Origin of the sequence: Kitasatospora sp. NPDC052868, from assembly GCF_044547105.1 — a bacterium.
Taxonomy (GTDB): domain Bacteria; phylum Actinomycetota; class Actinomycetes; order Streptomycetales; family Streptomycetaceae; genus Kitasatospora.
In genome coordinates, this window is the sequence record NZ_JBITZW010000002.1 from 492626 (window position 1) to 516800 (window position 24175).

The window sequence follows — 24175 nt, forward strand, 5'->3', positions numbered from 1 at the left end:
GCCGGACGCCAGGGCAAATTGTTGTACGATGCAACGAATATTCGAGGAGGTAGGTGCGCCGTGCCCGGTCGTGAGACGTCGATCGACACCATCCAGCGCGAGCTGACCGCCTTCGCCCGACGGGCGCGGCACAAGGCGTCGCAGCTGCACCCGGACCTCTCCCTGGTCACCTACAGCATCCTCGACCTGATCAACGAGCGCGGGGGCTGCCGGGCCGCCGACGTCGCCTCGTACTTCATGCTCGACAAGTCCACCGTCAGCCGCCAGGTCGGCGCCCTCGAGAAGCTCGGGCTGCTGCGCCGCGAGACCGACCCGGAGGACCAGCGCGGCCAGATCCTGCGCGCCACCGAGGCCGGGCTGACCCTGCTGCGCGAGGCCAACGAGCAGCGCCGGATCTCCTTCACCGCACGGTTCACCGACTGGTCGGACGAGGACGTCGCCCGCTTCGCCGACTACCTCGCCCGCTACGGCGCCCAGGACTGAACCCGCCCGAGCCCGAACCGCGCGGACCGAACCACGCGGACCGAACCGCGCGGACCCGACGGCCGCGGCACCCCCGGGACCCCTCCCGCCGGAATGCGCTCCACCACCCGGACGGTGTACAGAGGAGAGGTGCCACTTCGGCAGCACCCCCGTGACCCGCGCCGGACGTGGCGGCCCGACCGCCGCGCACTGACGGCGCTGCCGCTCGCACTGATCGTCGTGATCACCGTGGTCGACATCCTGTCGCCGCCGGAGATCCACCTCGGTCCGCTGCTCATCGTCGCCCCCGCGATCACCGCCTCCTTCGCCGGCACCCGGGCCACCGTCGCCGTCGCCCTCCTCTCGATCGCCGCCCTCGTCGTCATCGGCGGCGTGCGCGACGGGCTGACCACCGCCAACCACGAGGCGCAGATCGCCGCCCAGGTCGTGGTCTCGGCACTGATCGTCGGCCTGCGCGTGCTGCGCGACCGGCACGAACAGGAGCTGGCCCAGGTCCGCTCGGTCTCCGAGGCGGCCCAACGCGTCCTGCTGCGCCCGCTGCCGGACCGGATCGGGCCGCTGCACCTGGCCTCCGTCTACCTCGCGGCCGAGGCCGAGGCCCAGGTCGGCGGCGACCTGTACGCGGCGGCCAGGACCGCCACCGGGACCCGGCTGCTGGTCGGCGACGTCCGCGGCAAGGGCCTCTCCTCGCTCGGCGACGCCGCCCTTCTGCTCGGCGCCTTCCGTGCGGCCGCCCATCTGCACGCCTCGCTGCCCGAGCTCGCCGTCTACCTGGACGGCAGCGTCTGCTGGGACCTCGCCCAGCTGGCGGTGCAGGGGCACGACGCCGACCCGGGCGGGGACGGGCCGAGCGGCGACGGCGGAGAGTCGTTCATCACCGCGGTCATCCTCGACATCCCGGACGACGGCTCGGTGGTCCGCCTGATCGACTGCGGCCATCCGCCCCCGCTCCTGCTGAACGCCGGGGGCATCACCGCGCTGGCGGCCCGCAACCCCGCCCCGCCGCTCGGGCTCGGTGACCTGGCGCCGACCGAGTACGAGGTGGAGGAGTACCCGTTCCTCCCCGGCGACCGCCTGTTGGTCTACACCGACGGCGTCATCGAGGCCCGCGACACCCGGCGGCGCTTCTACCCGCTCACCGAGCGGGCCGCCGCCTGGCACGACGAGCGCCCGGCCGCCCTCCTGCAGAACCTCCGCCGCGACCTGCTCGCCCACGTCGGCGGCCGGCTGGACGACGACGCGGCGATGGTCGCGGTGGAACGGCTGCCGGACGGCGGACGGCGGGGCGCGTGATCGACCGCCCGACCCCGCCCCCCGTACCCGCGCCCGCCTCGGTGCCACGCCCCCAGGACAGGCCCCGGCTACGGCCGGTACGGCAGCTGCGGCACGTCGAAGCAGGTGGTCGTCATCGACGCCACCTGGGTCACCCAGCCGCCCCGGCCCGACTCGGCGGCGTCCTCCCAGCGGGCGGCGTTCAGACAGGCCCGGGTGAGGCCGGTCGGCGGAGGCTGCGGCACGAAGGCGGCCGGCAGGATCAGCCCGTGCGCGTCGTACGGCTCGGTCCGGTTCATGAAGCGCTCCACACAGGCCCGGGTGAGCTCGGGGCCGCACGGGTCCATCGCGTCGGCGAGCCACTGGGCGCCCGCCCAGCCCTCCAGCTCCCAGGCCGACAGCAGTGGCTCCCGGTCCGGCTGGTAGCGGGCCATCGCCGTCCGGAACTCCCGCACCGCCGGGTAGGTCACGTCCTCGTAGTTGAGGCTCGACGCGGTCGCCCACAGCGCGTTGCGGCAGACGGGTGAGGCCTGGTAGTCGGTCCCGACGGTCTGGGACCAGTTCTGGACGTTGGTCACCTTCGCCGACACCTGTGCCCCGGCCTCGTCCAGCGCCCGGCAGAGGGCGGCGTTGCCCCGGGTGTCCATGGCGTCGAACAGCAGCTGCGAACCGTCGGCACGCACGGCCGCCGCCACCGCCTGGAAGTTCGGCAGCGCGAAGTCCACCGTCTGCACCAGCACCCGGTAGCCCTCCGCCTCCAGTCCGGCCTTCAGCCGGGCGGCGTAGCGGGCGGAGTCGGCCTGGTTGTACGCGACCACGGCGGCACTGCCCGCGCCCAGCCGCTCCTTGAAGAAACGGAACACCTCGGTGGTCTGGTAGAGCGTGCCGTTCCAGCCGACCGCGTGGCCGTCGCGCGGCGCGCTGCTGCCGTAGATGCCGTAGAGGTGCGGCCAGCGGTCGTACGCCGTGCCGATCGGCTGGCCGCCGACGTCCGGCACGCCCTGGCCGCTCACGTAGGACGCGCCCGCGTAGTCCAGCACGCTGCCGGAGACGAACGCGAAGACGTGCTCCTGGTCGATCAGCCGGTGCACGCAGTCCTGGTTGCCGATGCCGCTGCCGCCGTCGTCGCAGGTGACCAGGCGGACGGTGCGACCGTGCAGGCCGCCCCGGTCGTTGAGGGCCTGGAAGAACGCCTGCGCACCGTAGCGCGGCCCGCTGAACACCTCGCTGCCGACGGGGCTGGTCAGCGAGGTGACGATGCCGATCCGGATCTCGGTCGCGGTGACCCCGGTGTCGGAGGCGGGGTTGCCGCCGGAGCCGGGCCCCGGACCGGTCCCGCCGCCGGGGGTCGGTCGACCGCTGAACGCGGAGTCGGGCAGCCGGGTACCGCAGCCCGTCACGAGCACCAGCAGGAGCGCGACCACCGGCGCGAGGGCTGCGGCGAGCAGCCGACCGGTCAGCCTGCCGGGCCGCCGACGGCTGAGCGCGTCGGCGGTCCGGCTGGACGGCGCGACCGTCAGCTGCATCCGGGAATCGGCGTCCCACCGGCACCGCCGGCCTGGGTGAGCAGGCCGCAGAGCGTGGAGCGGGCGACCTTCCACGTCCCGTTCTCCAGCACGGCCTGGCCGCTGGCGGCGGGCTCGACCACGGCGCCCTGGAGGGAGAGCGAGTAGGTGACGGTGGCCTGGGTCGCCGAGGTGAACGCCACGTCCGTCACCTTGGCCTGCACCTGGCCGATCCTCGGGTCCTGCGAGAAGCCCTGGAGCACCGGGAGCAGCACGTCCCCGTTCTGGAGCAGCTTGGCCTTGTCGGCGATCGGGGTGGCCGGGTCGAAGAACCTCTCCCAGTTGGTGGTGACCTCCGCCTTTGCGGCCGCCGGATCGGCGGGCGCGGTACCGGTGGCACCCGCCGAGGCCGTGCCGGACGCCGCAGCGGAGGCCGCCGCGGAGGCCAGGCTGGAGACGGCGGCGGAGACCGACGCCGCCGCGGACGCCAGGGCCGAGGACGTGGCCGTGGAGCCGGAGCCGCTGCTGCCGCATCCGGCCGCCGCGCCCGCCAGCAGCACCACGAGCAGCACGCTCGCGGACCGCCGGACCAGGCGGCCGCCCTGACGGGTGCCGCGCTGCGTCACATGCATGGTGTTCCTCTCGCCGGGCGCCGTCACGAGCGCCTTCCCGGGCGCTTTCCGAGCGGCTTCCGGGCGGCTTCCGGAGTGCTGCCCCGGGTGGTTTCCAGGGTGCTTTCCCGAGTGCCTTCCCGGATCCGTCCCGGATGCCGTTCCAGGCCGTTCCTGGAAACGTCGCAGGTGACACCATGAAGGCGGATCCATGGACGAATCGCAATCGGAGGACGAGAGCCCTCGTCACCCGGTGAAGCGGACGCCGGGGCCGGGGCTCCGAGCGGCTCGGGAGGCGCGCGAGTGGCTCGGCTGGGCCCTCGCGGCGGCCGGGGCCGTCCTGTGCGTACTGGGCTGGTACGGGGTCTCCGGCGAGCAGTTCGTCGAGCAGCAGATCCCCTATCTCGCGTCCTCCACCATCCCGGGCGCCGCGCTGGTGGTGGCGGGTACGGTCATGGTCGCCCTGCGTGCCTCCGCCCGCTCCGAGTCCCCGCCGCCGCAAGGCGATCCGACGAGTCTGCGGATCGAGCAGCTGTACGCCCTGCTGGTCGAACCGGCCGACGCGAGTCCAGCCGCGGAACCGGCCGGGCGGACCGTGCCGAACGCGGGCGGGGCCGTCGGGCCGGGCCGACCCGCCGCGCCCCCGTTCGCCGCCGACCGGCTGGCCCTGCCCGAGGGCACGCTCTTCCACCGCCCGGACTGTCCGCTGATCACCGGCAAGCCCCGCGCCGAGCCGGTCGACGCCGACGCCGTCCGGTCCAGGGGGCTGACCGCCTGCCGGGTCTGCGAGCCGCCGCTCCCCGACGGGCCCACTCCTGCGGGCGAATCCGCCCCGCCGAACGGCTGAGGCGGCCGACCGGATGAACCACGCGAACCCGAACGGCGCGTTCCCGAGCAACACGAGCCCGGACGGCACGGCTCCGAACGGACCGGCCCCGAACGGACCGGCCCCGAACGGACCGGCGACGGCGACGGACGGCGCACCGCCATGACCGACATGTCGTCCCTCGACCTCACCCTGGACCTCGCCCTCGCCGGGCTCACCGTGGGCAGCGCGGCCGCGCTCAGCGGTATCGGCCTGGTGGTCTGCCACCGCGCGACCGGCGTGCTCAACATCGCCCAGGGCGCCCAGGCCATGGCCGTCGCCTACCTGCTGCGCGACCTGGTCGTGGTGCGCCACTGGCCGGTCTGGCCGGCCGTGGCGGTCTGCCTGCTGCTGGTCGCGCCCGCGCTCGGGGTGCTGCTGGACGTCCTGGTGTACCGCCCGCTGCAGCGCCGCGGCGCCGGTCCGGCCGAGACGATGGTGGCCGGCCTCGGGGTGTTCGTGCTGCTCATCGGCGTGGTGGTGCTGCTCTGGGGCGCGGCGCCGGTGAGCGGCGCCCCCTCGCCGTTCGGCGGCGCGCCGATCGCGCTGCCCGGCGGCCACACCCTGCGGCCCGACACCGTGGCGCAGCTCGGCGCGATCCTCGTCCTCTCCTTCGCGGTGGCCGCGATCGGCCGCTTCACCCGCTTCGGCCTGCGGCTGCGCGCGGTGGTGGAGGACCGCGGGCTCGCCGAACTCGCCGGAGTGGACGCCGACCGGGTGTCGGCGGCCGGCTGGGCGTTCGGCTCGTTCACCGCCGGACTGGTCGGCATCGCGCTGGCCCCGTACCTGCTGCTCGACCCGTACGGGCTGCCGCTGCTGGTGATGGAGACCATGGCGGTCGCGGTGGCGGCCCGGCTGCGGAGCATTCCGGTGGCGGTGGCGACGGGCCTCGGTCTCGGCATCGCGCAGGCCGAACTGACCCGGCTGCGCCCCGCGGGCCAGCTGCTGCCGCTGGTCCAGGCCGTCCAGGCCAACCTGTTCGTGATCGCGCTGCTCGTCGCCGCCCTGCTGGCGGGGCCCCGGATCCCGGGCGGCGAGCGGAGCGGGGTCGGCGGGCGGGGGGTCGGCGGGCGGGGAGTCGACGGGTGGGGGGCGGGCGGCCGGACGGCGGGCCGGCGCGGGCCGACCGGCGGCGGGCGGGCGGTCCTGGCGGTCGGTCTGGTGCTGCTCCTGCTGCCGCTCGGGTTCCGTGCCAACGACCTGCGCGGCGCGCTGCCGGTACCGGCCCTCGCCCTGGTCCTGCTCTCGATCGTGGTGGTGACCGGCTACGGAGGCCAGATCTCGCTCGGCCAGGCCGGATACGCGGGGATGGGCGCGCTCGGCACGGGGCTGCTGATGTCGGGGCGGATCCCGGGCGTCCCGGCGCTGCCCGCCGGGCCGGCCCTGCTGCTCGCGGTCCTGGCCACCGCCCCGCTCGGGCTGCTGACCGGCTGGCCGGCGATCCGCCGCCGCGGGCCTGCCCTGGCCCTGGTGACCTTCGCGGTCGGCACGGCGATGAGCCGGTTCGTCTTCCAGCAGCCGTACGCGACCTCCGGGCTCAGCCTCGACCGGCCGGCCTTCCTGGCGGGCGACCGCGCCTTCTACCTCGCCGAACTGGTGCTGCTGGGGGCGGGACTGGTCGCGGTGCGCGGGCTGCACCGGGGTCGGCTCGGACGGGCGCTGACGGCGATGCGCGACCACGAGCCGGGTGCGGTCGCGGCGGGTGTGGACGTACCGGGGCTGAAGCTGTTCGCCTTCGTGGTGGGTGCCGCGCTGGCGGCGCTCGGGGGCGGGCTGATGGGGTTGGCCGGGCGGGCCTTCGACCCGGCCGCCTTCGACCCGGTGCGCGGGCTGCTCTGGTTCGCGGCGGTGGTGGTGGCCGGCGCGGACAGCGCGCTCGGCGCGGTGCTGGCCGCCGCCCTGCTGATCGGCCTGGACGCGGGCACCCTCGCGGGGGTCTCGGCGGTGGCGGTCGGCGTCCTCGCGGCGGCGATCGGCCGGCTCCCCGGCGGGCTCGCGGGCCTGGCCGTCCGTCTCCCCCGCCGCTCCCCGCCGCAGCCGCGATCGCTTCCGCCGGTCCGCCTCACCCTCGCGGGCCGCCGCGCCCGGGGCCTGGTCGACGCCCGTCGGCCCGGGCCGTCCGACGGGGGCGGACCGTGAACCGCGTCGGCCCCCGAGCCGGCCCCCACGTCGGCTCCCGCGCCGCCCGGCTGACCGCCCGGGGCGTCGTCCGGCGCTACGGCGGGATCGCCGCGGTGGCCGGGGTGGACCTGAGCGCGCCGCCGGGGCGGATCACCGCCCTGATCGGGCCGAACGGGGCCGGCAAGAGCACCCTGTTCGACTGCCTGGCCGGGACGGTCCGCCCGGACGCCGGCCGGGTACTGCTCGGCGGCCGGGACGTCACCCCGCTGGCCGCGCACACCCGGGTGCGGCTGGGCCTGGCCCGGACGTTCCAGCAGATCGCCGTCTTCCCGACCCTCTCGGTGGCGGACAACGTCCGGATCGGCGCCGAGCAGCGGCACCGGGGGCGGCAGCATGGCCGGGGCCGCGACGTTCGGGCGGAGGACGCGGACACCGCCCGCGCCCTGGCGCTGCTCGGTCTGCAGCGGCTCGCGGCGCAGCCCGCCGGCGACCAGCCAACCGGGGTGCTGCGTCTGGTGGAACTGGCCCGGGCTCTCGCGGGCCGCCCGCGCGTCCTGCTGCTGGACGAGCCGGCGGCCGGTCTGGACACCGTGCAGACCGGCCGCCTGGCCTCCGTCCTGCGCGGCCTCGCCGACCGGGGTATGGCGCTGCTGCTGGTGGAGCACGACGTCGACCTGGTCGCCGAGCTGGCCGACACGGTCTACGCGATGGCCGACGGCCAGGTGGTGGCGAGCGGCCCGACGGCCGCGGTGCTGGCCGACGCACGGGTCGCCCGGGCCTGGGCCGGGGCGGCTCCGGAGGCGGGTTACACCTGACACCTGACGGCCGACAACTGACAGCTGACGAATGACGGCTGACAACTGACAGATTTCAGACTCCCGATGCCGGCGAACCGATGACAGTACCCCGACAACAGCCGCCACCCCACCCCGAACCGGAACCCCCGTGCCCATCGAAGCCGCCCTGTTCGACGCCCGAGTCCGCTACGGCCCCCTCGAGGCGCTGCACGGCGTGGACCTGGCCTTCCCGGCCGGCCGCGTCACCCTGCTCCTCGGCCGCAACGGCGCCGGCCGGACCAGCGTGCTGCACGCTCTGGCCGGCGTCGCACGGCTGTCGGCCGGGCGGGTGATGTGGCGGGGGCGGGACGTCACGGCGCTCGGAGCGCGTCAGCGGGTACGGCTCGGACTGGCCCTCGTCCCGGCGGAACGCGCGGTCTTCGCCTCCCTGACCGTGGCCGAGCACCTCGACCTCGCGGCGGGCGCGGCGGAGGCCCCCGGGAGGGCCGGGAGCCGGGGCGGCCCCTCCGAGGCCCTCGCCCTCTTTCCGGAGCTGGCCCCCCTGCTCACCCGCCCGGCCGGCACGCTCTCCGGAGGTCAGCGGCAACTCGTCGCGGTATCCATGGCGTTGAGTGCCCGACCGCGCCTCCTCCTGCTCGACGAACCGGACCGCGGCCTGGCCCCCGCCCTCGCCGCCCGACTCCACGCCCACCTGCTGGCGGACGCGGACGCCGAGGGCCGGACGGTCGTGGTGACCGCGCAGTCGCTCCCCCGGAGCCTGGCCGGCGCGGCCGTGGTCCACGTACTGCACCGCGGCGAGGTCGGCTTCTCCGGGGAGCCCGCAGAGCTGGGAGGCCACCCCACCACGACGCCGTAACCGTCCGACCCGCCCGGCCCCGCACACCACAAGTCCCGCCCCCTACTGCGCCAGGTACCCGCCGTCCACCGGCAGCACCACCCCGGTGATGAACGAGGCCTCGTCCGACGCCAGGAACAGCACGGCGGCCGCCACCTCGGCCGGCGTGCCCAGCCGCCCCATCGGGTGCAGCTTCTCGATCGCCTCCAGGTACTCGGGCCCGCCCGGCTCGTCCCGCAGGCGGATCACCCGCTCGGTGGTGATCGTCCCGGGGGCGACGGCGTTGACCCGGATCCCCCGGTCCGCCCACTCCACCGCCAGGTGCTTGGCCAACCCGGACGCGACGAACTTCGCGGGCCCGTACACCGCCTGACCACGTTGCCCGGCCTCACCGGAGATGGAGGAGAGGCAGACGATCGCACCGCCGGGCCCCCCGGAACGGCCGGACCCAGCAGGCCCGCCACTCATCGCCTCGACCGCGTACTTGCAGGTCAGGAACATCCCGCGGCCGTCGACGGCCATCACCCGGTCCCAGTCCTCGGCCTCGGCCTCGGTGATCTCCATCAGCGGGATCACGCCCGCGTTGGCCACCAGCACGTCGAGGCGACCGTGGCGTTCGACGGCGGCGCGGATCATCCGGCGGGCGTCGTCCGGTTGCGCGACGTCGCCGACCACCGTGCTGACGGACTGCGGCAGTTGCTCCGCCAGCCGCCGCAGTCCGTCGGCGTCGATGTCCGTCGCGACGACCAGGGCGCCCTCCCGCGCGAAGCGTTCGGCTACCGCCCGGCCGATGCCGCTCGCCGCACCCGTGACCACACACGACTTGCCGGCCAGTCGCCCGGCTCCTGTATCGGTTTTCACGGCGCCGACGATACCGAGTACCCGTCAGAATGCCCGGCACGACGCCCAGTTGGACGCCGTGCCGTGCTGGGCCTTCGGGTCTCGCCCCCGGGTCGGTCAGTGCTCGGCGGCGGCGGCCCGGACGTCCGTCGCGATCGCCTCGGCCGACGGCAGGTTCGGCTGCGGATGGGTGAGCAGGTGCACCCCGGCCGCGAGGGCGCCGCCGACCAGCGGGGCCAGCAGGAACAGCCAGAGCTGCGACAGCGCCCCGCCGCCCGCGAACAGCGCCGGGCCCAGGCTGCGGGCCGGGTTCACGGACGTACCGGTCAGCGGGATGCCGACCAGGTGCACGACCACCAGCGCCATCCCGATCGGCAGTCCGTCGAAGCCGGTGACGGCCAGCCGGTGGGTGACCGCGAGGACCACGTACACCAGCAGGAAGGTCAGGATCACCTCGGTCAGGAACGCACCGGACGCGTTGATGTGCACCTGGGAGCGGTCGCCCCACCCGTTGGTGCCGAGCTTCCCGTGGGTCTGCAGGCCGGGTATCTGCCTGGCCAGCACGAGGACCAGCGCCGCGCCCGCGATCCCGCCGAGGAACTGCGCGATCCAGTACGACACCGCCGTCCGCCCGTCGATCCGGCGGGCCAGCAGGAACCCGAGCGTCACCGCCGGGTTGACGTGGCAGCCGGAGATCGGCCCGAGTGCGTACGCCAGCGCGAGCAGCACGAAGCCGAAGGCCAGCGCGATGCCCACCGAGCCGATCGACTCCCCCGCCACCACCGCGGCACCCACCGCCAGCAGTACCAGCAGCAGAGTTCCAAGAAACTCGCCGACCACCGCGCGCCTGTCCATCCAGTCCTCCTGACCGGGTCAGGTGGGCGGCACCGCGCCGCCCACACCCGGTCAACCCTCCGCAATCGAACGAGGGAGCGCATATCGGCCGAACGGCCCAACCCCGCCAGCACTGGGGATCCGCCTCCGGAATTACGCCATTCGGGTGAAACAGGCACGCTGCACCCCTCGGCGGCCCAGCCCAACCGGCGGCTCAGCCCACGACCAGCACGACCTTCCCGCGGACGTGCCCCTGCTCGCTCACCCGGTGTGCCTCCGCCGCCTCCGCCAGCGGGAGCACCCGGTGCAGGGGCAGCCGCAGTGTGCCCGCCGCGTGCAGTTCGAGCGCGGCGTCGAGCGCCGGGCGGCTGTAGTGGACGACCTCCCGGCCCCCGCTGAACCGCACCCCGTACTCGGCGGAGCCCACCCAGTCGGAGATGGTGAGCACGTTCTCCGCGCCGCCGGTCAGCTCGATGGACAGCGGGAGGACCCCGCCCTGGCCCGCCGCGTCCAGGGCCCGGTCGACCCCCTCGGGAGCGGCGGCCCGCACCCGCTTGGCGAGCCCGTCACCGTACGTCACCGGGATCGCGCCCAGCTCACGCAGCCGGGCGTGGTTGGACTCGCTCGCCGTGCCGATCACCCGGATCCCCCGCGCGCGGGCGAACTGCAGCAGCACCGTGCCGACCCCGCCCGCCGCGCCGTGCACCAGCAGCGTCTGCCCGCTCTGCACGCCCAGCAGGTCCAGCGCCCGCCAGGCCGTCTCGGCGGCCACCGGGATCGCGGCGGCCTCCTCCCAGCCCAGCGAGGCCGGCCGGCGGGCCAGCTCGGTGGTGCCCAGCAACGCGTGTTCGGCGTACGCACCGGCGACGGTCCGGCCGAACACCTCATCGCCCGGCCGCACGTCCGTGACGCCCTCGCCGACCGCCTCGACCACGCCCGCCGCCTCGTACCCCGGTACGTAGGGGAACTCCACCGGGATCAGCGCGGTCATCGCACCGCTGCGCACCTTGTGGTCCACCGGGTTGACGCCCACCGTGCGGACGGCGATCCGCACCTGGCCGGGGCCGGGCACGGGCAGGTCGATCTCGATCGGGTGCAGCACGTCCGCGCTGCCGAACCCGGTGAAGCCGATGGCCTTCGTCATGAGTCCCACAGTCCTTTGCTCGTCGGGGAGTTCGCTTTCCTGACGGCTCCAGCCTGGCGTCCGCACGGCCGGCCACCGGCCGCCCGTTCGGCCGGTTCGACCTGGCCGAACGGCCAGGGCCGCGTGCGAACCACCCGACTAGGCTGAACGGCATGGCGGATGACCGGGGGGATCGCATGGCGGACGGCACAACGGCAGGAACAGCAGGCACGGCACCCGGCACCGGGCTCCCCCTCCCCGGCTGGGCCGGCCCCGAGGAAGCGCTGGCGCGCGCGGTGGAGGTGCTGCGGGCGCCGCGGCCCGCCATCATGCGGCGACTCTCCGAGGTGCTCGCCGACCTCGTCCCGCACACCGCGATCGCCCAGCTCAGCGGCGTCTGCACGCACTCCCCCACGGGCTCGTACGGCCGCGCCGACGCGACCGGGCGGATCACCAGCCTGGAGCTGGGCCGGTTGGCCGAGTCGGTCCGGCCGGGGCGGCCCTGGCAGGGCGAGGCGGTGCTGGCCGGCTCCACCCGCCCGGCCGTCGCCGTCTCGGCGGCGCCCGCGGGTACCAACGGCGCCCTGCTCGTCCTGGTCCGGGCGGCCGGCGGGCCGCTGCCCGAGTCGGCGCTCGCCGTCCTCCAGCAGCTGTGGGAGCTGGTCACCGCCCACACCCACCACCGCGCCACCGACGCCGCGCCGCAGCACGCGGCCGCCTCCCGCGCCTCGGCGATGGCCCGGGCCCGGGCGATCGCCGAACTGACCGGCACGCACGCCTCGGCGCTGTCCGCGATCCTCTCCGCCCTGCGCTCCGCCGCGCTGGACGACGCCGCCGCCCGCCGCAGCGCCACCGAGCTCGCCGTCTCCTCCCTGCTGGAGCTGCGGGCCGGCGCCGACCTCGACCGGGAGTTGAGCGAGGAGCCCGTGGACACCGCGTTCGCCCGCCTCGCCGACGAGCTGCGCCCGCTGCTGCGGCACGGTCCCGTCCGGCTCGACCTGCTGCCGCCCGCGGCGGCCGGGACCACCGCCACCGTCGCCGCAACTGCCCCCGCCCCCGCCACCGCCACCGCGGTCACCAGGGCGGGAGCCGGCACCCCGCGGATCCCCGCCGACATCGCGCACACCGCCCGGGCGGCCGTCCGCTCCACCGTCCTGGCCATGCTGGAGCAGGACAACCTGAGCCGCTTGCACGTGAGTTGGCATCTGGTGGCGGACACCCTGCGCGCGGTGGTGCGCGACGACGGACCAGGGCTGCTCGCCGTCGAGGCGCTCGCCGTGCACCGGACGGCGGACCGGATCACCGCACTGGAGGGCCGGCTGACCGTGGACGCCGTCCCCGGTTGGGGCACCACCGTCACCGTCGACCTGCCGCTCAACGCGCCGGGCGTACCGGTCTCCGCCGACCCCCTGGACGGGCTTCAGCCAAGGGAGTTGGAGGTCCTCGACCAGCTCGCCCAGGGCCGCCGCAACCGGGAGATCGCCCTCGCCCTGCACATCAGCGAGTCCACGGTGAAATTCCATGTCGCCAACATCCTGGCCAAGTTGGGCGTCGCCTCACGCGGCGAGGCGGCCGCGCTCGCCCATCGCGCGGGGCTGCCGACCGCCGCCACGCTCTACGCGGCGTCCTGACGCCCGGAGCAGGCGACACCCGGGGAGCCGGGAACCGCACCCCGCCCGTCGGATCCACCCGTCCCCCGTCCCCGTCGAACGGTCAGCCGGTCGGCCGTGACGAGCCGACCGTCCCAGGAGACTCGGCCAGCCGGGCCATCTGGCGGCGGCCCAACTCGACGGTGCGGCGCATGTGCCGCAGCAGGACGGCCAGGTCGGCCTCGTCGTCCTCCCGGAACATCTCCTCCCAGTCGGCGCCCAGATCCCGCCAGACGGCACCGAACCGCTCCAGCGCCTCGGGCACCACCTCGACCAGCACGCGCCGGCGGTCGCGGTCGTCCCGCCGCCGGGCGACCAGGCCTGCCCTCTCCAGCCGGTCGACCAGCCTGGTCGCCGAGCCGCTGGTCAGGCCGGTCATGTCGGCGATCCGCCCGGTGGTGACCGGCCCGCCTTCGAGGCTGAGGAGGTTGAGGCACTGCAGGTCGGTGGGGTGCATGCCGAGGTGGTCGGCGACGGCCTGGTTGAAGAGGACGTACGAGGCGAGGTAGCGGCGGGATTCGGGCCACAGCTGCGCCAGCAGGTCGTCACGTGCCATGGGCGGGGCCTCGCTCCCTCGGTGTCTCCGTTGTGCTCACACCCTATACGGTCTCGAATTAAACAGTTGCGCCACGCAGACAATCCCGCCTACCTTTATCTGCATGACGCAGATACCCACGATCTTCCCCGCCCCGGTCGCCGTCACCGGAGCCACCGGCGCCCAGGGCGGCGCCACCGCCCGCGCACTGCTGCGCCTCGGCCTCCCGGTCCGCGCCCTCACCCGCGACCCCGCCGGACCGGCCGCCGCCGCCCTGCGCGCACTCGGCGCCGAGGTGGTCCGGGCGGACTTCGACGACCCCGCCTCGCTGGCCGCCGCCCTCGACGGCGCCGGAGCGCTGTTCGCGATGTCCACGCCGTTCGGCAGCGACCTCGACGCCGAGGTCCGCCAGGGCGAGGCCCTGCTCGACGCGGCCGCCTCGGCCGGCGGGGTGCGGCACATCGTCCTCACCTCGGCCACCAACGCCGACCGGTCGACGGGCATCCCGCACTTCGAGAGCAAGTGGCGGCTGGAGCGGCACCTGGCCGCCCTCGACGTGCCGTGGACGGTGATCGGCCCCGGCGCCTTCATGGAGAACTACGCCAACGGGTGGACGCTGCGGTCGCTGCGCGAAGGCGTCCTCCACCTGCCGATGCCGGCCGACCGGCCGATGCCGCTCATCGCCGCCGCCGACATCGGCGCCTTCGCCGCCCTTGCGCTGTCCCGCCCCGAGGAGTTCGCGGGACGGCGGATCGACATCGCCTCCCAGTGGCGCACCCCCGAGCAGATCGCGGCCGCCATCTCCGCGGCGAGCGGCCGCGACATCCGCTTCGAGGAGGTGCCGCTGGCCGTCGCCGCCGGCTACTCGGAGGACCTGGCCGCGATGTTCCGCTACTTCCAGGAGACCGGCCTGGAGGTGGATGTCGACGCCCTGCACGCGCGGTACCCGGAGACCGGCTGGCACACCGTCGAGGCCTGGGCCGCCGAGCAGTTCTGGGACCTCGGCCCCGCATGACAGGCCCCGCATGACAGGCTCCGCATAACAGGGCCCGGATAACAGGGCCCGGGGCAACGCCCCCACCACTACTGGCCGGCGCCCCGCTCATAGGTGAGGAAGACCGCGCCGCCGTCGAGGACGGTGTGGCCGGCGAGCTCCCAGGCGCCGGGCGCGAAGGCCGCGCCCCGCCCGAACAGGGGTATGCCCGAACCGATGGTCAGCGGGCTGAACTTGACGATCAGCCGGTCGATCTCGCCGTACAGCGCACCGGCCAGCTCGCCGCCGCCGACCAGCCAGATGTCCTTGCCCCCCTCCTCCTTCAGCGCCCGCACCCGCGCCACCGGGTCGCCGGCCACGAGCTCGACGCCGGCGTCCGGGCTCGCGGCGAGCGTCCGCGAGAAGACCAGGTGCCTGAGGTGGGGGTAGGCGTCGGTCACGCCGGCCGCGAGGCCGACCTCGTAGCTCTTGCGGCCTTCGACCACCGTGTCGAAACGGGTGCCTTCGGCGGTGACACCGAGCGCGGCCCGGGCCGGGCCGGGCAGGGTCTCGGGGTACTCCTCGATCAGGTACCGGATGTAGTCCCCGGAGGGGGACCAGAAGCCGCCGGGGCCGGTGGGGTCGGAGCCGTCCGGTCCGGCGATGAAGCCGTCGAGCGTGGCGGCGATGAAGTAGACCAGCTTGCGCAAGTAATGTCCTTCTGGGGGTCGGTGGTTGGAGCGTGGTGAGCGGTGTGGCACCCGGATCAGGGCGCCACCGGGTGCTACGTGGTGGGTGCTACGCGGCGGGCGCTACTCGGCAGTGGCGGGGAACGGCCCGACGATGCGCTCCACCGCCTGCGCGACCAGTTCGTCGCGCTCGGCGTCCGTGAGGACGTCCGGCAGGGTGAGCTGCTCGACGACCAGCCAGTTCATGGCCAGGTACATCAGCAGGACGGCGGTCGCGCCGCCCGGCAGGCCGGCGGCCTCGTGCCGGGCGACGTTCTCGTCGATGTCGGAGCGGACCCGCTCGGTGAGCAGCTTCCGCAACTCCGGCCTCCTGGTGGCCTCCAACCGGAGCTCCAGCAACGCCAGGTACCCGGACCGGAAGGCCGAAATCCGGTCGACGCTCCCCCGCAGCATCGCGCCGTAGGAGGCGGCGTCCAGGGCCTGGTCGAACATCTCGGTGATCGCGCCCTCTTCGGGCCTGAGCTGCTCGTAGACGCGGGCGCCGGCCTGGACGAGCAGGTCGTCGCGGTTGCGGAAGTAGTTGGACGCGGTACCGATCGGGACCGCCGCCTCCTTGTCGACGGCGCGCAGGGTCAGGCCGCGCGCGCCGTCCCGGGCGAGGACCTCGATGGCGCCGTCGAGCAGCGCGGCCCGCCGGGCCGGATTCTGACGCATCCCGCTCTCCCTCCTCGGACTGAAGTGCGCCAAGCAAACCACTGCAGTCGAAGTACGTCAAGTGAAGTGGTTTGCCGGGCGGCACCCGGCGGTGGCATCGACCGTCCGCCCCGCGAGGGGCGGGCGGCCGAAGGCTTCCACGCCCGCACGGTCAAAGGATGGCCAGGACGCGCCAAGAGCCCCATACTCGAAGGGAGTTGGTCCTAGCCACCGGGGGGGGTGGATGGCGATCCCATCCGGCGGGTCCGACGCGGCCCAGCCGCCGCTCCGACCTGCGGCCCATCCTCCGCCGCCGACGAGGCCGCCGACGGTGCCACCGACGGGGCCGCCCACGAGGCCGCCCGGCAGTCCGCATGCCGCGTCGGAGGCCACCCGGCTGCTGTGTGCGGGCGTGTACCTCGACCCCGAGTACCGGCGGCGCGTCATCAGCGAGCTGGTGGAGCACGGGAACCGCACGGTTGCGCCGTCCCTCGGGTTCGACCTCGTACCGGTCCTGGCGCACGCGCTGCGGGCACGGGCGGCCGAGATCCGGACCGGGGCGGTGCTCGTGGCCGTCTGGGTGGCGTTCCTGCTCGCCCCCCGGCTGCTGCCGCCCGTCCGTCCCGGGTCGACGCCGCTGCAGCAGTTGGAGCGGTCGGTCGCCGAGTCGCTGTCCGTCGACCACCTGCCGGTCTCCTCCTTCGCGTTCCTCTTCGCGCTGGTCTGCCTGCTGTCCTGGTACGGGAGGACGCCGGCCCAGCGGGACCGGGCTCTCTACCCGGTCACCGTCACCGCGCCCGGATCGGACCTGCCCCGGTCGTCGTGGACCGAGGCCTTCGCCGTGCTCGCCGGACTGGCGCAACTCGGCTACCTGTTCCTCGCCCTGACCGCGCTGCCCTCCGGGCACGTCGACGGGGTGGTCTTCCCGGTGCTGCTGAGCATCCCGGTCTGGGTCCACCGCCGCGTGGTCGCCCGGACCATCCGCCACGACCTGGGCCGCGCGACGTTCCCGACCAGGCCACGCGCCGAGCTGCCGGCCTCGCCCCGCTACCGCGCCGTCGGCGCCGCGATCGACCACGAGCAGTTCTCCCGGCTGACGGTGTACGACTCGGCCCACCCGTTCCTCGGCGCGGGCAAGCCGTACCAGCCGTGGTCCTTCGCCCTGGAGCTCAAGCGCGCCCGGAGTGCGCCGGGATCCGGCCCCAAGCCGGCGCCGGCACCGCCCATGACGGCACCGCCCGCGGCGGACCAGGAGCTCACCGCCCGGGCGGTCCTGGACCTCATCGTGCCGCGGCTGGAGGCGCTGCGGCGCTCGGCGGCCGACACCAGCCGGGACCGGCTGAAGGACCTCGAGATCGAGGAGTTCGTCTACCTGCCGGTCGGCCCGCGCCGCGAGGACGTGCTGCGCGACCCGGCCTCCGTCGCCGCCCATCTGCAGCACGCGGTGAACGAAGGCGCGGAGCGGCGCCGGCACTTCCTGCGGATCAGGGTCGGGGCCTGGGACGAGCACATCGTGCTGTCGGTCCTGATGCGCGTGCACACCCAGGGCGGGCTGCTCGTCCTGGAGGTCGTGCCGCACGTCCTGAACCCGATCCGGGCCGACTACGCGCGGCTGGCCGACGCCGTCGCCCAGGGCGACCACACGGGCACCGCCGGGGCCGGGCGCTCGGCTGTCTCCGCGGCCGTGGCCGGTCCGGCCGCGATCGGGGCGCTGCTGCGGCTCGGCGGCGGGCGGCCGTTCGGGTCGCTCGGGCCGGCCGCCGGCCCCGCCGTGTCGCTGCGGGAACTCGCCGCGGCCCCGACCGTCTCGCTCTTCCAGGAGCTGGACATCAGCCGGTACGTGAAGACGATCCAGGAGCGGATCATCGACGGCGTGCGCGACTCGCTGCGCAACGAGGGGTACGAGACCGGCCGTTTCGAGCAGTACATCGTGCAGGTCCACGACGGCGGGGTCTACATCGGGGCTATGAGCGGCGGCGCCGTGGCGACCGGGTCGGGAGCCTCGGCCCGGCACAACTCCACGTCCCACCCCCGCGGTGCGACAGGAGGCGGGACGACATGACGACACACCACCAAGGGGGCCCGGTGAACGGGAAAGACGACGAGCAGCAGACGGCGGGCGCGCGGAGCGGTACCCCGCCGGTGTCCGGCGGCATCACCGCCAACCACGTCACGGGCGGGGCGATCGCGGTCGGCGACGGCGCCGTCGCGGAGGACCGGTCCCACCGGAGCGGCCAGACGCCCCTGCCGCCGGCCCCGGCGGACTGGCTCGAGGGCCGGACGCCCGCCCCGGTGCCCGGCAGCGTCATCGTCAACACCCTGCGGGACACCCCGGTCGCCGTCGGCCGCAACGCCCGGGCCGTCAACGAGTCCGTGCAGGTGGGCGCCGAGATGCTGGAGCTGCTGCACGCGGTGACGACCCTGCGCGGCCACCTGCCGATTCTCGCCCGGACCGAGGGCGACGACATCGACGAGGTGGACCAGCGGCTCGCCGAGGTGCAGACGGCGATCGAGCAGACCGGCCGGGTGGAACCCGGGCGACTCGCCCGGCTGCGGGGCCTGCTGACCGGATCGGTCACGGCGGTGTCCGGCCTCGCCTCGACCCTCACCGTCATCCAGGCGATCACCCAGCTGCTCGGCTGAGGCCCCGACGGGGCACCCGGGGCACACGGACCACAGGGGACACAGGCACTCAGGGCACGCAGGCAGGCCGGGACACGGGGGACGGGGGACGCAATGGCGGAGTGGGACGCGGAACGCCAGCAGTGGGTGACCGGGCCGCCCGCGCACCCGCCGGGCGCCGCCGCGCCCCCTCCCGGTGGGCCCCGCGCCCGCCCGGCCCTCCTGGCGGCCGCCGCCGTGGTGCTCTGCGCCGCGCTCGCGGGCGGCGGCTGGCTGCTGCTGCTGCACCGCGGCTCCGGGGACGGCCCCGCGGCGGCCGCCCTCTCGGACGGCCCGGTCGCCCCGGTCGGCGGCTCCGCCACCGGACCGGCCCCGACGCGGCCCGACCCGGTGCCCGTGCAACCAGCCCCGACACCGGCGCAACCCGCCGCGACGCAGCCCCCGACGGCCGACCCCACTCCGGCCTTCACCCTCGTCCGGGACCCCGTCGGGTTCACCCTCGCCGTGCCCCGGGGCTGGCAGCGCAGCGGCGAGGGGAAGTCCGTCCTGTACAGGTCCGCCGACGGCGCCCGCGTCGTCCAGGTCATCACCATGGCCGAGCGGACCCCGTACACGGCCGTCGCCGCCACGGACGCCGACCTGGCCAAGAACACGGTGAGGTACCCGGGTTACCGCAGGATCCGGCTGGAGGAGACCGCCGACGGCGCCGAGCTCGAGTACTCCTACGACTCGGCCGAGTACGGCACCCGCCGCGCCGTCGACCACGCCCTCACCGCCTTCGACGGCACCGTGTACGCGCTGCTGGTGGCGGGGCCGCCCGACGACTGGCCGGCACTCCAGCACGTCCACCGGACGGTGCTCGGCTCGTTCTGCGTGGCCGACCACTGTCCGGCCACCGGCGGTTGATCACGCCGGGAGCCCGGCGGGAGCTCGGCAGGAGCCCGGCGGCGCTCACCCGCGGCGCCCTCCCCAACGGCGCTCGCGGTAGCGGTCGCACGGGCAGGTCCTCCCGTTCGGGGGCAGCTCGCCGACGTCGAAGTCCTCCCCGCCGCACGGGCCCGTCCCGTCCTCGTGCTCGGTGCGCTGGTGCCTGCACTCCCGGCACCAGGTGGTCGGCGCGCCGAGCACGAAGAGGAGGCACACCAGCACGAACGACCCGATGACCAGCACCGGAAGGACCGCCATCGGACCAGCTCCCTCCGGCCGCGCCGCCGTCCCGGGCCGTCCCCCGGGTCGGCGCCGGAACTCCGAGCGCACCGCCCTGCGATGCGGGTGCCGCACTTCTGGCCTACAACGCGCAGGACCACACCCGGAGTTCCACACCCGGCCCGACGGCCGCGGCCGGTTCACCCCGTCCGCCGGCGGCCGCTACCGGTCGCTACCGGTCGCCGGCGTCGAGCAGCAGCTCCGCGGCCACCGCCGCCCCGTCGGTGCGGAACGCGCCCGCCACGGCGGTCGCCCGGTCGCGGGCCTCGGGGGTCAGCGCCACCTTGAGCGCGGCCGACAGGGACTCGACGGTCGGCGTCGGGCCGTCGTGGGCCGCGCCGATGCCCAGGTCGGCCACCCGGCCCGCGAAGTACGGCTGGTCCGCCCCCTGGGGGACCACCACCTGGGGCGCGCCGGCCCGGGTGGCCGTCGTCGTGGTGCCCGCGCCGCCGTGGTGCACGACGGCCGCCACCCGGCGGAACAGCGCCTGGTGGTTGACCTCGCCGACGACGAAGCAGTCGTCCTGGTCACCGGCCAGGGCCAGGTCGGCCCAGCCCCGGGAGACGACGGCGCGGCGGCCCTGGGCGCGGATCGCCTCGACGACCACCCGGGCGATCTCCTGCGGATCGCGCATGGGAATGCTGCCGAAGCCCACGTACACCGGGGCCGGACCAGCCTCCAGGAACGCCACCAGGTCGGCGGGCAGCGGGCGTTCGTCCGGCAGGACCCACGCGCCGGTCTGCAGCACGTCGAGCTCCGCCGGCTGCTCCCAGGGGGCCAGCACCGGGTCGGTGGCCAGCCACGGCCGGTCGGTGAAGGCGTAGTCGCGGACGTTGTCGACCGGCGGCAGGCCGACCGACGCCCGGTGGGTGTTGACCGCCTCGCCGAACACCTCCTGCGCGTCGCGGACGTTCTGGTCCCACAGCACCCGGTTGTCGGTCACGTCCGGGGCGAGCGGCCGACCCGGCAGCGGCATCGGCGGGTGGTGCGGCGACGGCAGGCTGACCGGCTGGTAACTCGCGTACACGTAGCGGATTCCCAGCTTCTCGGCGGCCGCCCGCACACCGGCCACGGCCGGCACCAGGCCGGTCGCCAGTAGCACGTCGTACCCCTCGGCCGCCTCGACGACCCGGTCGTAGAACGCGGCGGTCAACTCGGCCGCGCGCCGGGGCACGCCCCCCGGCGACGGCGGAGTCTTCCCGGTCACCAGGTCGCGCACCGACGCACCGGTCGGCACCATCTCCACGCCGACTCCGGCCAGTCGCTTCGCGAACTCCTCGTCCGGCGGCGCGCACACCCGCACCTCGGCGCCGAGTTCACGCAGCCGCACCGCGAGTCCGACCAGCGGCTCGACGCCACCGCGCGAATCATAGGCCGACAGCAACACGCGCATCTTGTACTCCAGTTTCCCCGAATCACAGCTTCGAGCGGTGATTCTGCGCCATCGACGGGGCCTTGCCGCAAGCCCCCCGGTGGGATATAAGTTGAGAGTGGAAAGGAGTGGGTACTCCTCCTTCCCTCTGACGCCCCGGCAGGCGGACCAGCTCCTCACCGGCATCCCAGCGGTATCGCAGCGGCCGGTGGATCCGGGCTCCCGCTGCCGCCGCTCGCTAGAACTCCCCCGCCACGCCCAGGTCCTGACGCATCGCGTGCCGCATGACCTTGATCAGTGCCCACAGTTCCTGCTGTGCGTCCACCGCCGCGTGCAGGGTCTCGCCGGGCCGCGGGTCGCCCTGCTCCAGGCGCTTGGCCATCCCGTAGACCCGGGTGAGCGCCATGTTCGCCTCGCTGCTCGGGGCGATCACGGCATCGGGTGCGACCATCAGCGCCTCGGACCAGTGGTTACGGTGCGCCTCCTTGGCCTCCTCCAGCGCCCGGACGTCCTCCTCCCCGGGTGTCCGGTCGCGCAGGACGTGCAGGTGCCGGCCGAGCGCGGTCGCGAACTGCCGTGCGTCGCGGTACAGCCGGGTGTAGCAGCCGCGCCGCAGGGCGAGGTTCTCGTGGGTCTCCTGGAAGGCGTGGCTCAGCTCCAACTCGCGCCGCCTGGCGCGTTCGGCGCCCCGCTGGGTGAGCAGCGCGGCCCCGAGGGTCCCCGCCACGCCGGTCACCGCGATCGCCACCGCTGCAATGTCCATCGGATCATCCTAGAGTCCGACGGGCCGTCGGAGCCGCGGACCAGCGGACCAGCGGCCGTCCGCAGGCGCTTCAGTCGTCGGCGGCGACCAGGAGGGTGAGCACGCCCATCCTGCGGTCGACGAGCACCAGTTCGTGGAACTCGGTGTGGATCGGACCGTAGTCGTGGCGCGCGTCCTCGGGCAGTTCACCGAGGAGGTAGCGGCTGGTGGCGTTGCGGATCGGGGTGTAGACGTCCGCGGTCAGCCGCACGTCGAGGCCGGTGGGGGTGGAGGTGCCGTTGGCGACCCAGCCGCGGATGAGTCTGGCGGCCCGCGGGGCGTCGACCGCCTCGTACGCGGCCGGGGTGATGCGGTCGGACCACCACTGGCCGTGGCGCGGCTCGGTCCAGATGCCGGCGCCGTCGTAGGTGTCGCGGAACTCCGGGTGGGCGATCAGGGCCGCCAGCAGGCCACGGTCGCCGGGCGGGTCTCCCGGGAGATGGAAGCGCTTGATGTCCACCCAGCGGTAGCCGTGTCCCTCGCCGTCCGGGAAGGCGAAGTCCCGGAAGTTGATGAAGGGGCTGTCCCACAAGGTCAGAACATCTTGACGCCGCATGGGGATCAGCATCGCTGATCACTCTGCGTATTGGCTGCCGGGGACACAGATTGCGGAGGTGCCGTGGAGTGGGAAGTCGGACCCGCCGACTTCCCACTCCCACGGCCTTCCCCCCGAGGCGGTGGCCGCCGGAGAGCTACCGAATCGTTCCTGCCAGTGCTGCACGAGCGACCCGCCGGTCGGACGCGCGTGCTGCGCGCTCGATCGGGACGCGGCCTCTCGGGGCTCCCCTCCCCGCACCCACCCCCTGGAGGAACAGGCGAATCGCACCGGAGCACCTGCCGCAGCGATTGCCCCCGTCGCCCTGAGTGGTGGCGGGGCCAGGGCCGACTGCGGAGTGGGAAGTCGGCGGGTCCGACTTCCCACTCCGCCTTTCAGGGGGGCGGGGGCGGGGTGGTGGCACTGCGGGGGGCGGGCGCCGGCGGGAAGACGTGGCGGGGGTGGAGAGGGCAGGCCCAGAAGGTGAGAGCAAGCAGGAGGGCGAGCGGGAGGAGGGTGAGCGCTGCGGCGCGGGTCGCGGGGTGGTCAGGCGGCATCGGTGCGCGGGAGGTCCAGTTCGGCCCAGACGGTCTTGGCGTTGGGGTGGAACTAACCGATCGAAAACGCGGCGAGCAGGGACGGGGCGGTTGCTGTGGCGGGTGGCGAGCGCACGGTGTTCGACGACGGCGAGCTGCCGGAGGGCTCCGAGGGAGTGGCGGAGTTCTTCAGCGCGGTGGGCAAGTTGGTGAAGATGTTCCGCGAGCGGTCCGGGCTCACGCAGAAGGAGTTCGCGCAGCAGGTCGGCTACAGCGACGACCTGGTCGGCTCGGTCGAGCGCGGCCGACGGACGGCACAGGCGGACTTCCTGGAGGCCGCCGACGTCCTCCTCAACGCGGGTGGCGTGTTGAGGGTGATCGCGGACGACGTGATGAAGGCGAAGGTGCGGGTGAGTACGCGGCACCCGGCGTGGTCGAAGGCGTTCACCGAGGAGGAGGCGAAGGCCGTCGAGATCCACGACTACAGCGTGGTGGCAATCCCAGGCCTGCTACAGACCGAAGCTCACGCTCGTGCGCTGTACCAGATGAGACGGCCGTGGCTGTCCCAGGAGCAGGTCGACCAGTGGGTCGCCGCGCGAATGACACGTCAGACGATTCTCGCGCGGCCGACGCTCCCAGTAATTAGCTGGGTGATCGACGAGGGCGTCCTGCGGCGCCCCTTGGGCGGCTGGGACATTCACGAGGAACAGCTGCGTCACCTCATCAAGGTCGGCCGCACCTGGGGCCTGGAACTCCAGGTGATGCCGCTGGATCGAACCACTCACGCAGGAATGGGAGGATCGTTCGCGCTGCTCACCCCGTCCGGGCGTCCGCAGATCGCGTACGTGGAAGTGCAGCACGTCAACAGGCTGATCACGAACCCTGATGAAGTCCGTACGATGGCCGCAAGGTACAGCAGCATCAGGGCTCAGGCGCTCGATCCGCTGGGGTCTCTGGCCTTGATCGAGAAGATTCTGGGAGAGCGGTGAGCATGACCGAGCAGGTGTGGTTCAAGAGCAGCTACAGCACTAACGAGGGTGCCAACTGCGTCGAGATTGCATGGCACAAGAGCAGCTACAGCGGCAACGAGGCCACCGAGTGCATCGAGGTCGCCGACACGACCGACGCCGTCCTCGTGCGCGACTCCAAGGACAAGAGCGGCCCCAACCTGACCTTCACCCCCGCAGGATGGCAGGCATTCGTGCAGTTCGCCGCCACCCTCTGAAACACCATCACCCTGCACCGACCGTCCAGAAGATGCCGGGAGAACGGTGAGC

The 24175-nt window shown here is 74.3% G+C and carries 25 protein-coding genes; 13 read left to right on the forward strand and 12 right to left on the reverse strand.

Annotation, left to right across the window (positions count from 1 at the left end; genetic code table 11):
* Window positions 1–60 precede the first annotated feature (60 nt).
* Entirely contained in the window at window positions 61–483 is a 423-nt protein-coding gene (locus tag ACIGZJ_RS05810) for a MarR family winged helix-turn-helix transcriptional regulator (protein ID WP_392931996.1), read from the forward strand.
* Between the two features lie 129 nt (window positions 484–612).
* Window positions 613–1776 carry a PP2C family protein-serine/threonine phosphatase gene (locus tag ACIGZJ_RS05815; RefSeq protein ID WP_396456108.1) on the forward strand — a complete coding sequence of 388 codons (1164 nt, stop codon included), beginning with the start codon at window positions 613–615 and terminating at the stop codon, window positions 1774–1776.
* Window positions 1777–1844: 68 nt separating this feature from the next.
* Here the strand turns inward: ACIGZJ_RS05815 and ACIGZJ_RS05820 are convergent, their stop codons facing one another.
* Both ACIGZJ_RS05820 and ACIGZJ_RS05825 read right to left on the reverse strand, forming a co-directional pair.
* Window positions 1845–3281 carry an ABC transporter substrate-binding protein gene (locus ACIGZJ_RS05820; RefSeq protein ID WP_396456109.1) on the reverse strand — a complete coding sequence of 479 codons (1437 nt, stop codon included), beginning with the start codon at window positions 3279–3281 and terminating at the stop codon, window positions 1845–1847.
* Window positions 3272–3892 (reverse strand): hypothetical protein, encoded by a 621-nt coding sequence (locus ACIGZJ_RS05825; RefSeq protein WP_396456110.1) that lies wholly within the window; start codon window positions 3890–3892, stop codon window positions 3272–3274. Before ACIGZJ_RS05825 ends, ACIGZJ_RS05820 begins: the two co-directional genes overlap by 10 nt.
* Before the next feature lie 190 nt (window positions 3893–4082).
* Here ACIGZJ_RS05825 and ACIGZJ_RS05830 point away from each other — a divergent pair, with 190 nt between their 5' ends.
* The 4 genes from ACIGZJ_RS05830 (at window position 4083) to ACIGZJ_RS05845 (ending at window position 8510) form a co-directional block, all read left to right on the forward strand.
* Window positions 4083–4718, forward strand: coding sequence for a hypothetical protein (locus tag ACIGZJ_RS05830; protein ID WP_396456111.1), 636 nt, complete (start codon window positions 4083–4085; stop codon window positions 4716–4718).
* A gap of 141 nt (window positions 4719–4859) precedes the next feature.
* Window positions 4860–6875 carry an ABC transporter permease gene (locus tag ACIGZJ_RS05835; protein ID WP_396456112.1) on the forward strand — a complete coding sequence of 672 codons (2016 nt, stop codon included), beginning with the start codon at window positions 4860–4862 and terminating at the stop codon, window positions 6873–6875.
* Entirely contained in the window at window positions 6872–7672 is an 801-nt protein-coding gene (locus ACIGZJ_RS05840; RefSeq protein ID WP_396456113.1) for an ABC transporter ATP-binding protein, read from the forward strand. The genes ACIGZJ_RS05835 and ACIGZJ_RS05840 overlap by 4 nt, the downstream gene beginning before the upstream one ends.
* Before the next feature lie 130 nt (window positions 7673–7802).
* Window positions 7803–8510, forward strand: a complete 708-nt coding sequence (locus ACIGZJ_RS05845; protein ID WP_396456114.1) for an ABC transporter ATP-binding protein — start codon at window positions 7803–7805, stop codon at window positions 8508–8510.
* A 42-nt stretch (window positions 8511–8552) separates the two neighbouring features.
* Here ACIGZJ_RS05845 and ACIGZJ_RS05850 read toward each other — a convergent pair whose 3' ends face one another.
* The 3 genes from ACIGZJ_RS05850 to ACIGZJ_RS05860 form a co-directional block, all read right to left on the reverse strand.
* Window positions 8553–9350, reverse strand: a complete 798-nt coding sequence (locus ACIGZJ_RS05850; protein WP_396456115.1) for an SDR family NAD(P)-dependent oxidoreductase — start codon at window positions 9348–9350, stop codon at window positions 8553–8555.
* Between the two features lie 96 nt (window positions 9351–9446).
* A complete protein-coding gene (locus tag ACIGZJ_RS05855) occupies window positions 9447–10184 on the reverse strand; it encodes an MIP family channel protein (RefSeq protein WP_396456116.1) in 738 nt (245 codons plus the stop codon).
* A 193-nt stretch (window positions 10185–10377) separates the two neighbouring features.
* Entirely contained in the window at window positions 10378–11307 is a 930-nt protein-coding gene (locus tag ACIGZJ_RS05860) for an NADP-dependent oxidoreductase (protein ID WP_396456117.1), read from the reverse strand.
* Window positions 11308–11459: 152 nt separating this feature from the next.
* On the opposite strand from ACIGZJ_RS05860, the gene ACIGZJ_RS05865 reads away from it, so the two are divergent.
* Entirely contained in the window at window positions 11460–12917 is a 1458-nt protein-coding gene (locus ACIGZJ_RS05865; RefSeq protein ID WP_396456118.1) for a LuxR C-terminal-related transcriptional regulator, read from the forward strand.
* Window positions 12918–12999: 82 nt separating this feature from the next.
* On the opposite strand, the gene ACIGZJ_RS05870 is transcribed toward ACIGZJ_RS05865, so the two are convergent.
* Window positions 13000–13491 (reverse strand): MarR family winged helix-turn-helix transcriptional regulator, encoded by a 492-nt coding sequence (locus tag ACIGZJ_RS05870; RefSeq protein ID WP_396456119.1) that lies wholly within the window; start codon window positions 13489–13491, stop codon window positions 13000–13002.
* 103 nt (window positions 13492–13594) lie between these two features.
* On the opposite strand from ACIGZJ_RS05870, the gene ACIGZJ_RS05875 reads away from it, so the two are divergent.
* Window positions 13595–14485, forward strand: coding sequence for an NmrA family NAD(P)-binding protein (locus ACIGZJ_RS05875; RefSeq protein ID WP_396456120.1), 891 nt, complete (start codon window positions 13595–13597; stop codon window positions 14483–14485).
* A gap of 68 nt (window positions 14486–14553) precedes the next feature.
* On the opposite strand, the gene ACIGZJ_RS05880 is transcribed toward ACIGZJ_RS05875, so the two are convergent.
* Window positions 14554–15153 (reverse strand): dihydrofolate reductase family protein, encoded by a 600-nt coding sequence (locus ACIGZJ_RS05880; protein WP_396456121.1) that lies wholly within the window; start codon window positions 15151–15153, stop codon window positions 14554–14556.
* A 102-nt stretch (window positions 15154–15255) separates the two neighbouring features.
* Window positions 15256–15846 carry a TetR/AcrR family transcriptional regulator gene (locus ACIGZJ_RS05885; RefSeq protein WP_396456122.1) on the reverse strand — a complete coding sequence of 197 codons (591 nt, stop codon included), beginning with the start codon at window positions 15844–15846 and terminating at the stop codon, window positions 15256–15258.
* 391 nt (window positions 15847–16237) lie between these two features.
* Between ACIGZJ_RS05885 and ACIGZJ_RS05890 the strand changes: the two genes are divergently transcribed.
* From ACIGZJ_RS05890 to ACIGZJ_RS05900, 3 genes are all read left to right on the forward strand, one after another.
* Entirely contained in the window at window positions 16238–17887 is a 1650-nt protein-coding gene (locus tag ACIGZJ_RS05890) for a hypothetical protein (RefSeq protein ID WP_396456123.1), read from the forward strand.
* Window positions 17888–17910: 23 nt separating this feature from the next.
* Entirely contained in the window at window positions 17911–18468 is a 558-nt protein-coding gene (locus ACIGZJ_RS05895) for a hypothetical protein (protein ID WP_396456124.1), read from the forward strand.
* 93 nt (window positions 18469–18561) lie between these two features.
* Window positions 18562–19353: a hypothetical protein gene (locus tag ACIGZJ_RS05900; RefSeq protein ID WP_396456125.1), complete on the forward strand. Its 792-nt coding sequence runs from the start codon at window positions 18562–18564 to the stop codon at window positions 19351–19353.
* Between the two features lie 45 nt (window positions 19354–19398).
* On the opposite strand, the gene ACIGZJ_RS05905 is transcribed toward ACIGZJ_RS05900, so the two are convergent.
* The 4 genes from ACIGZJ_RS05905 to ACIGZJ_RS05920 form a co-directional block, all read right to left on the reverse strand.
* The gene (locus tag ACIGZJ_RS05905; protein ID WP_396456126.1) at window positions 19399–19632 is read right to left on the reverse strand and encodes a hypothetical protein; all 234 of its coding nucleotides are present in this window, start codon (window positions 19630–19632) and stop codon (window positions 19399–19401) included.
* A gap of 193 nt (window positions 19633–19825) precedes the next feature.
* On the reverse strand, window positions 19826–21046 hold the full coding sequence (locus tag ACIGZJ_RS05910; protein ID WP_396456127.1) for a glycosyltransferase: 1221 nt from the start codon (window positions 21044–21046) through the stop codon (window positions 19826–19828).
* Between the two features lie 217 nt (window positions 21047–21263).
* Window positions 21264–21788 carry a hypothetical protein gene (locus ACIGZJ_RS05915; protein WP_396456128.1) on the reverse strand — a complete coding sequence of 175 codons (525 nt, stop codon included), beginning with the start codon at window positions 21786–21788 and terminating at the stop codon, window positions 21264–21266.
* Window positions 21789–21858: 70 nt separating this feature from the next.
* Window positions 21859–22383 carry a hypothetical protein gene (locus ACIGZJ_RS05920; protein WP_396456129.1) on the reverse strand — a complete coding sequence of 175 codons (525 nt, stop codon included), beginning with the start codon at window positions 22381–22383 and terminating at the stop codon, window positions 21859–21861.
* A 631-nt stretch (window positions 22384–23014) separates the two neighbouring features.
* On the opposite strand from ACIGZJ_RS05920, the gene ACIGZJ_RS05925 reads away from it, so the two are divergent.
* Together ACIGZJ_RS05925 and ACIGZJ_RS05930 are read left to right on the forward strand one after the other, a co-directional pair.
* Window positions 23015–23887, forward strand: a complete 873-nt coding sequence (locus ACIGZJ_RS05925; protein WP_396456130.1) for a helix-turn-helix domain-containing protein — start codon at window positions 23015–23017, stop codon at window positions 23885–23887.
* Window positions 23888–23889: 2 nt separating this feature from the next.
* The gene (locus tag ACIGZJ_RS05930; RefSeq protein ID WP_396456131.1) at window positions 23890–24123 is read left to right on the forward strand and encodes a DUF397 domain-containing protein; all 234 of its coding nucleotides are present in this window, start codon (window positions 23890–23892) and stop codon (window positions 24121–24123) included.
* Window positions 24124–24175: the final 52 nt, after the last annotated feature.

What these genes read in the sequence shown, in the direction of transcription:
- ACIGZJ_RS05820 (WP_396456109.1), bottom strand. Translation starts at nt 3,281, where the DNA reads ATGCAGCTGACGGTCGCGCCGTCCAGCCGGACCGCCGACGCGCTCAGC.
- ACIGZJ_RS05825 (WP_396456110.1), bottom strand. Translation starts at nt 3,892, where the DNA reads ATGCATGTGACGCAGCGCGGCACCCGTCAGGGCGGCCGCCTGGTCCGG.
- ACIGZJ_RS05830 (WP_396456111.1), top strand. Translation starts at nt 4,083, where the DNA reads ATGGACGAATCGCAATCGGAGGACGAGAGCCCTCGTCACCCGGTGAAG.
- ACIGZJ_RS05835 (WP_396456112.1), top strand. Translation starts at nt 4,860, where the DNA reads ATGACCGACATGTCGTCCCTCGACCTCACCCTGGACCTCGCCCTCGCC.
- ACIGZJ_RS05855 (WP_396456116.1), bottom strand. Translation starts at nt 10,184, where the DNA reads ATGGACAGGCGCGCGGTGGTCGGCGAGTTTCTTGGAACTCTGCTGCTG.
- ACIGZJ_RS05860 (WP_396456117.1), bottom strand. Translation starts at nt 11,307, where the DNA reads ATGACGAAGGCCATCGGCTTCACCGGGTTCGGCAGCGCGGACGTGCTG.
- ACIGZJ_RS05865 (WP_396456118.1), top strand. Translation starts at nt 11,460, where the DNA reads ATGGCGGATGACCGGGGGGATCGCATGGCGGACGGCACAACGGCAGGA.
- ACIGZJ_RS05870 (WP_396456119.1), bottom strand. Translation starts at nt 13,491, where the DNA reads ATGGCACGTGACGACCTGCTGGCGCAGCTGTGGCCCGAATCCCGCCGC.
- ACIGZJ_RS05875 (WP_396456120.1), top strand. Translation starts at nt 13,595, where the DNA reads ATGACGCAGATACCCACGATCTTCCCCGCCCCGGTCGCCGTCACCGGA.
- ACIGZJ_RS05885 (WP_396456122.1), bottom strand. Translation starts at nt 15,846, where the DNA reads ATGCGTCAGAATCCGGCCCGGCGGGCCGCGCTGCTCGACGGCGCCATC.
- ACIGZJ_RS05900 (WP_396456125.1), top strand. Translation starts at nt 18,562, where the DNA reads ATGGCGGAGTGGGACGCGGAACGCCAGCAGTGGGTGACCGGGCCGCCC.
- ACIGZJ_RS05905 (WP_396456126.1), bottom strand. Translation starts at nt 19,632, where the DNA reads ATGGCGGTCCTTCCGGTGCTGGTCATCGGGTCGTTCGTGCTGGTGTGC.
- ACIGZJ_RS05910 (WP_396456127.1), bottom strand. Translation starts at nt 21,046, where the DNA reads ATGCGCGTGTTGCTGTCGGCCTATGATTCGCGCGGTGGCGTCGAGCCG.
- ACIGZJ_RS05915 (WP_396456128.1), bottom strand. Translation starts at nt 21,788, where the DNA reads ATGGACATTGCAGCGGTGGCGATCGCGGTGACCGGCGTGGCGGGGACC.
- ACIGZJ_RS05920 (WP_396456129.1), bottom strand. Translation starts at nt 22,383, where the DNA reads ATGCGGCGTCAAGATGTTCTGACCTTGTGGGACAGCCCCTTCATCAAC.
- ACIGZJ_RS05930 (WP_396456131.1), top strand. Translation starts at nt 23,890, where the DNA reads ATGACCGAGCAGGTGTGGTTCAAGAGCAGCTACAGCACTAACGAGGGT.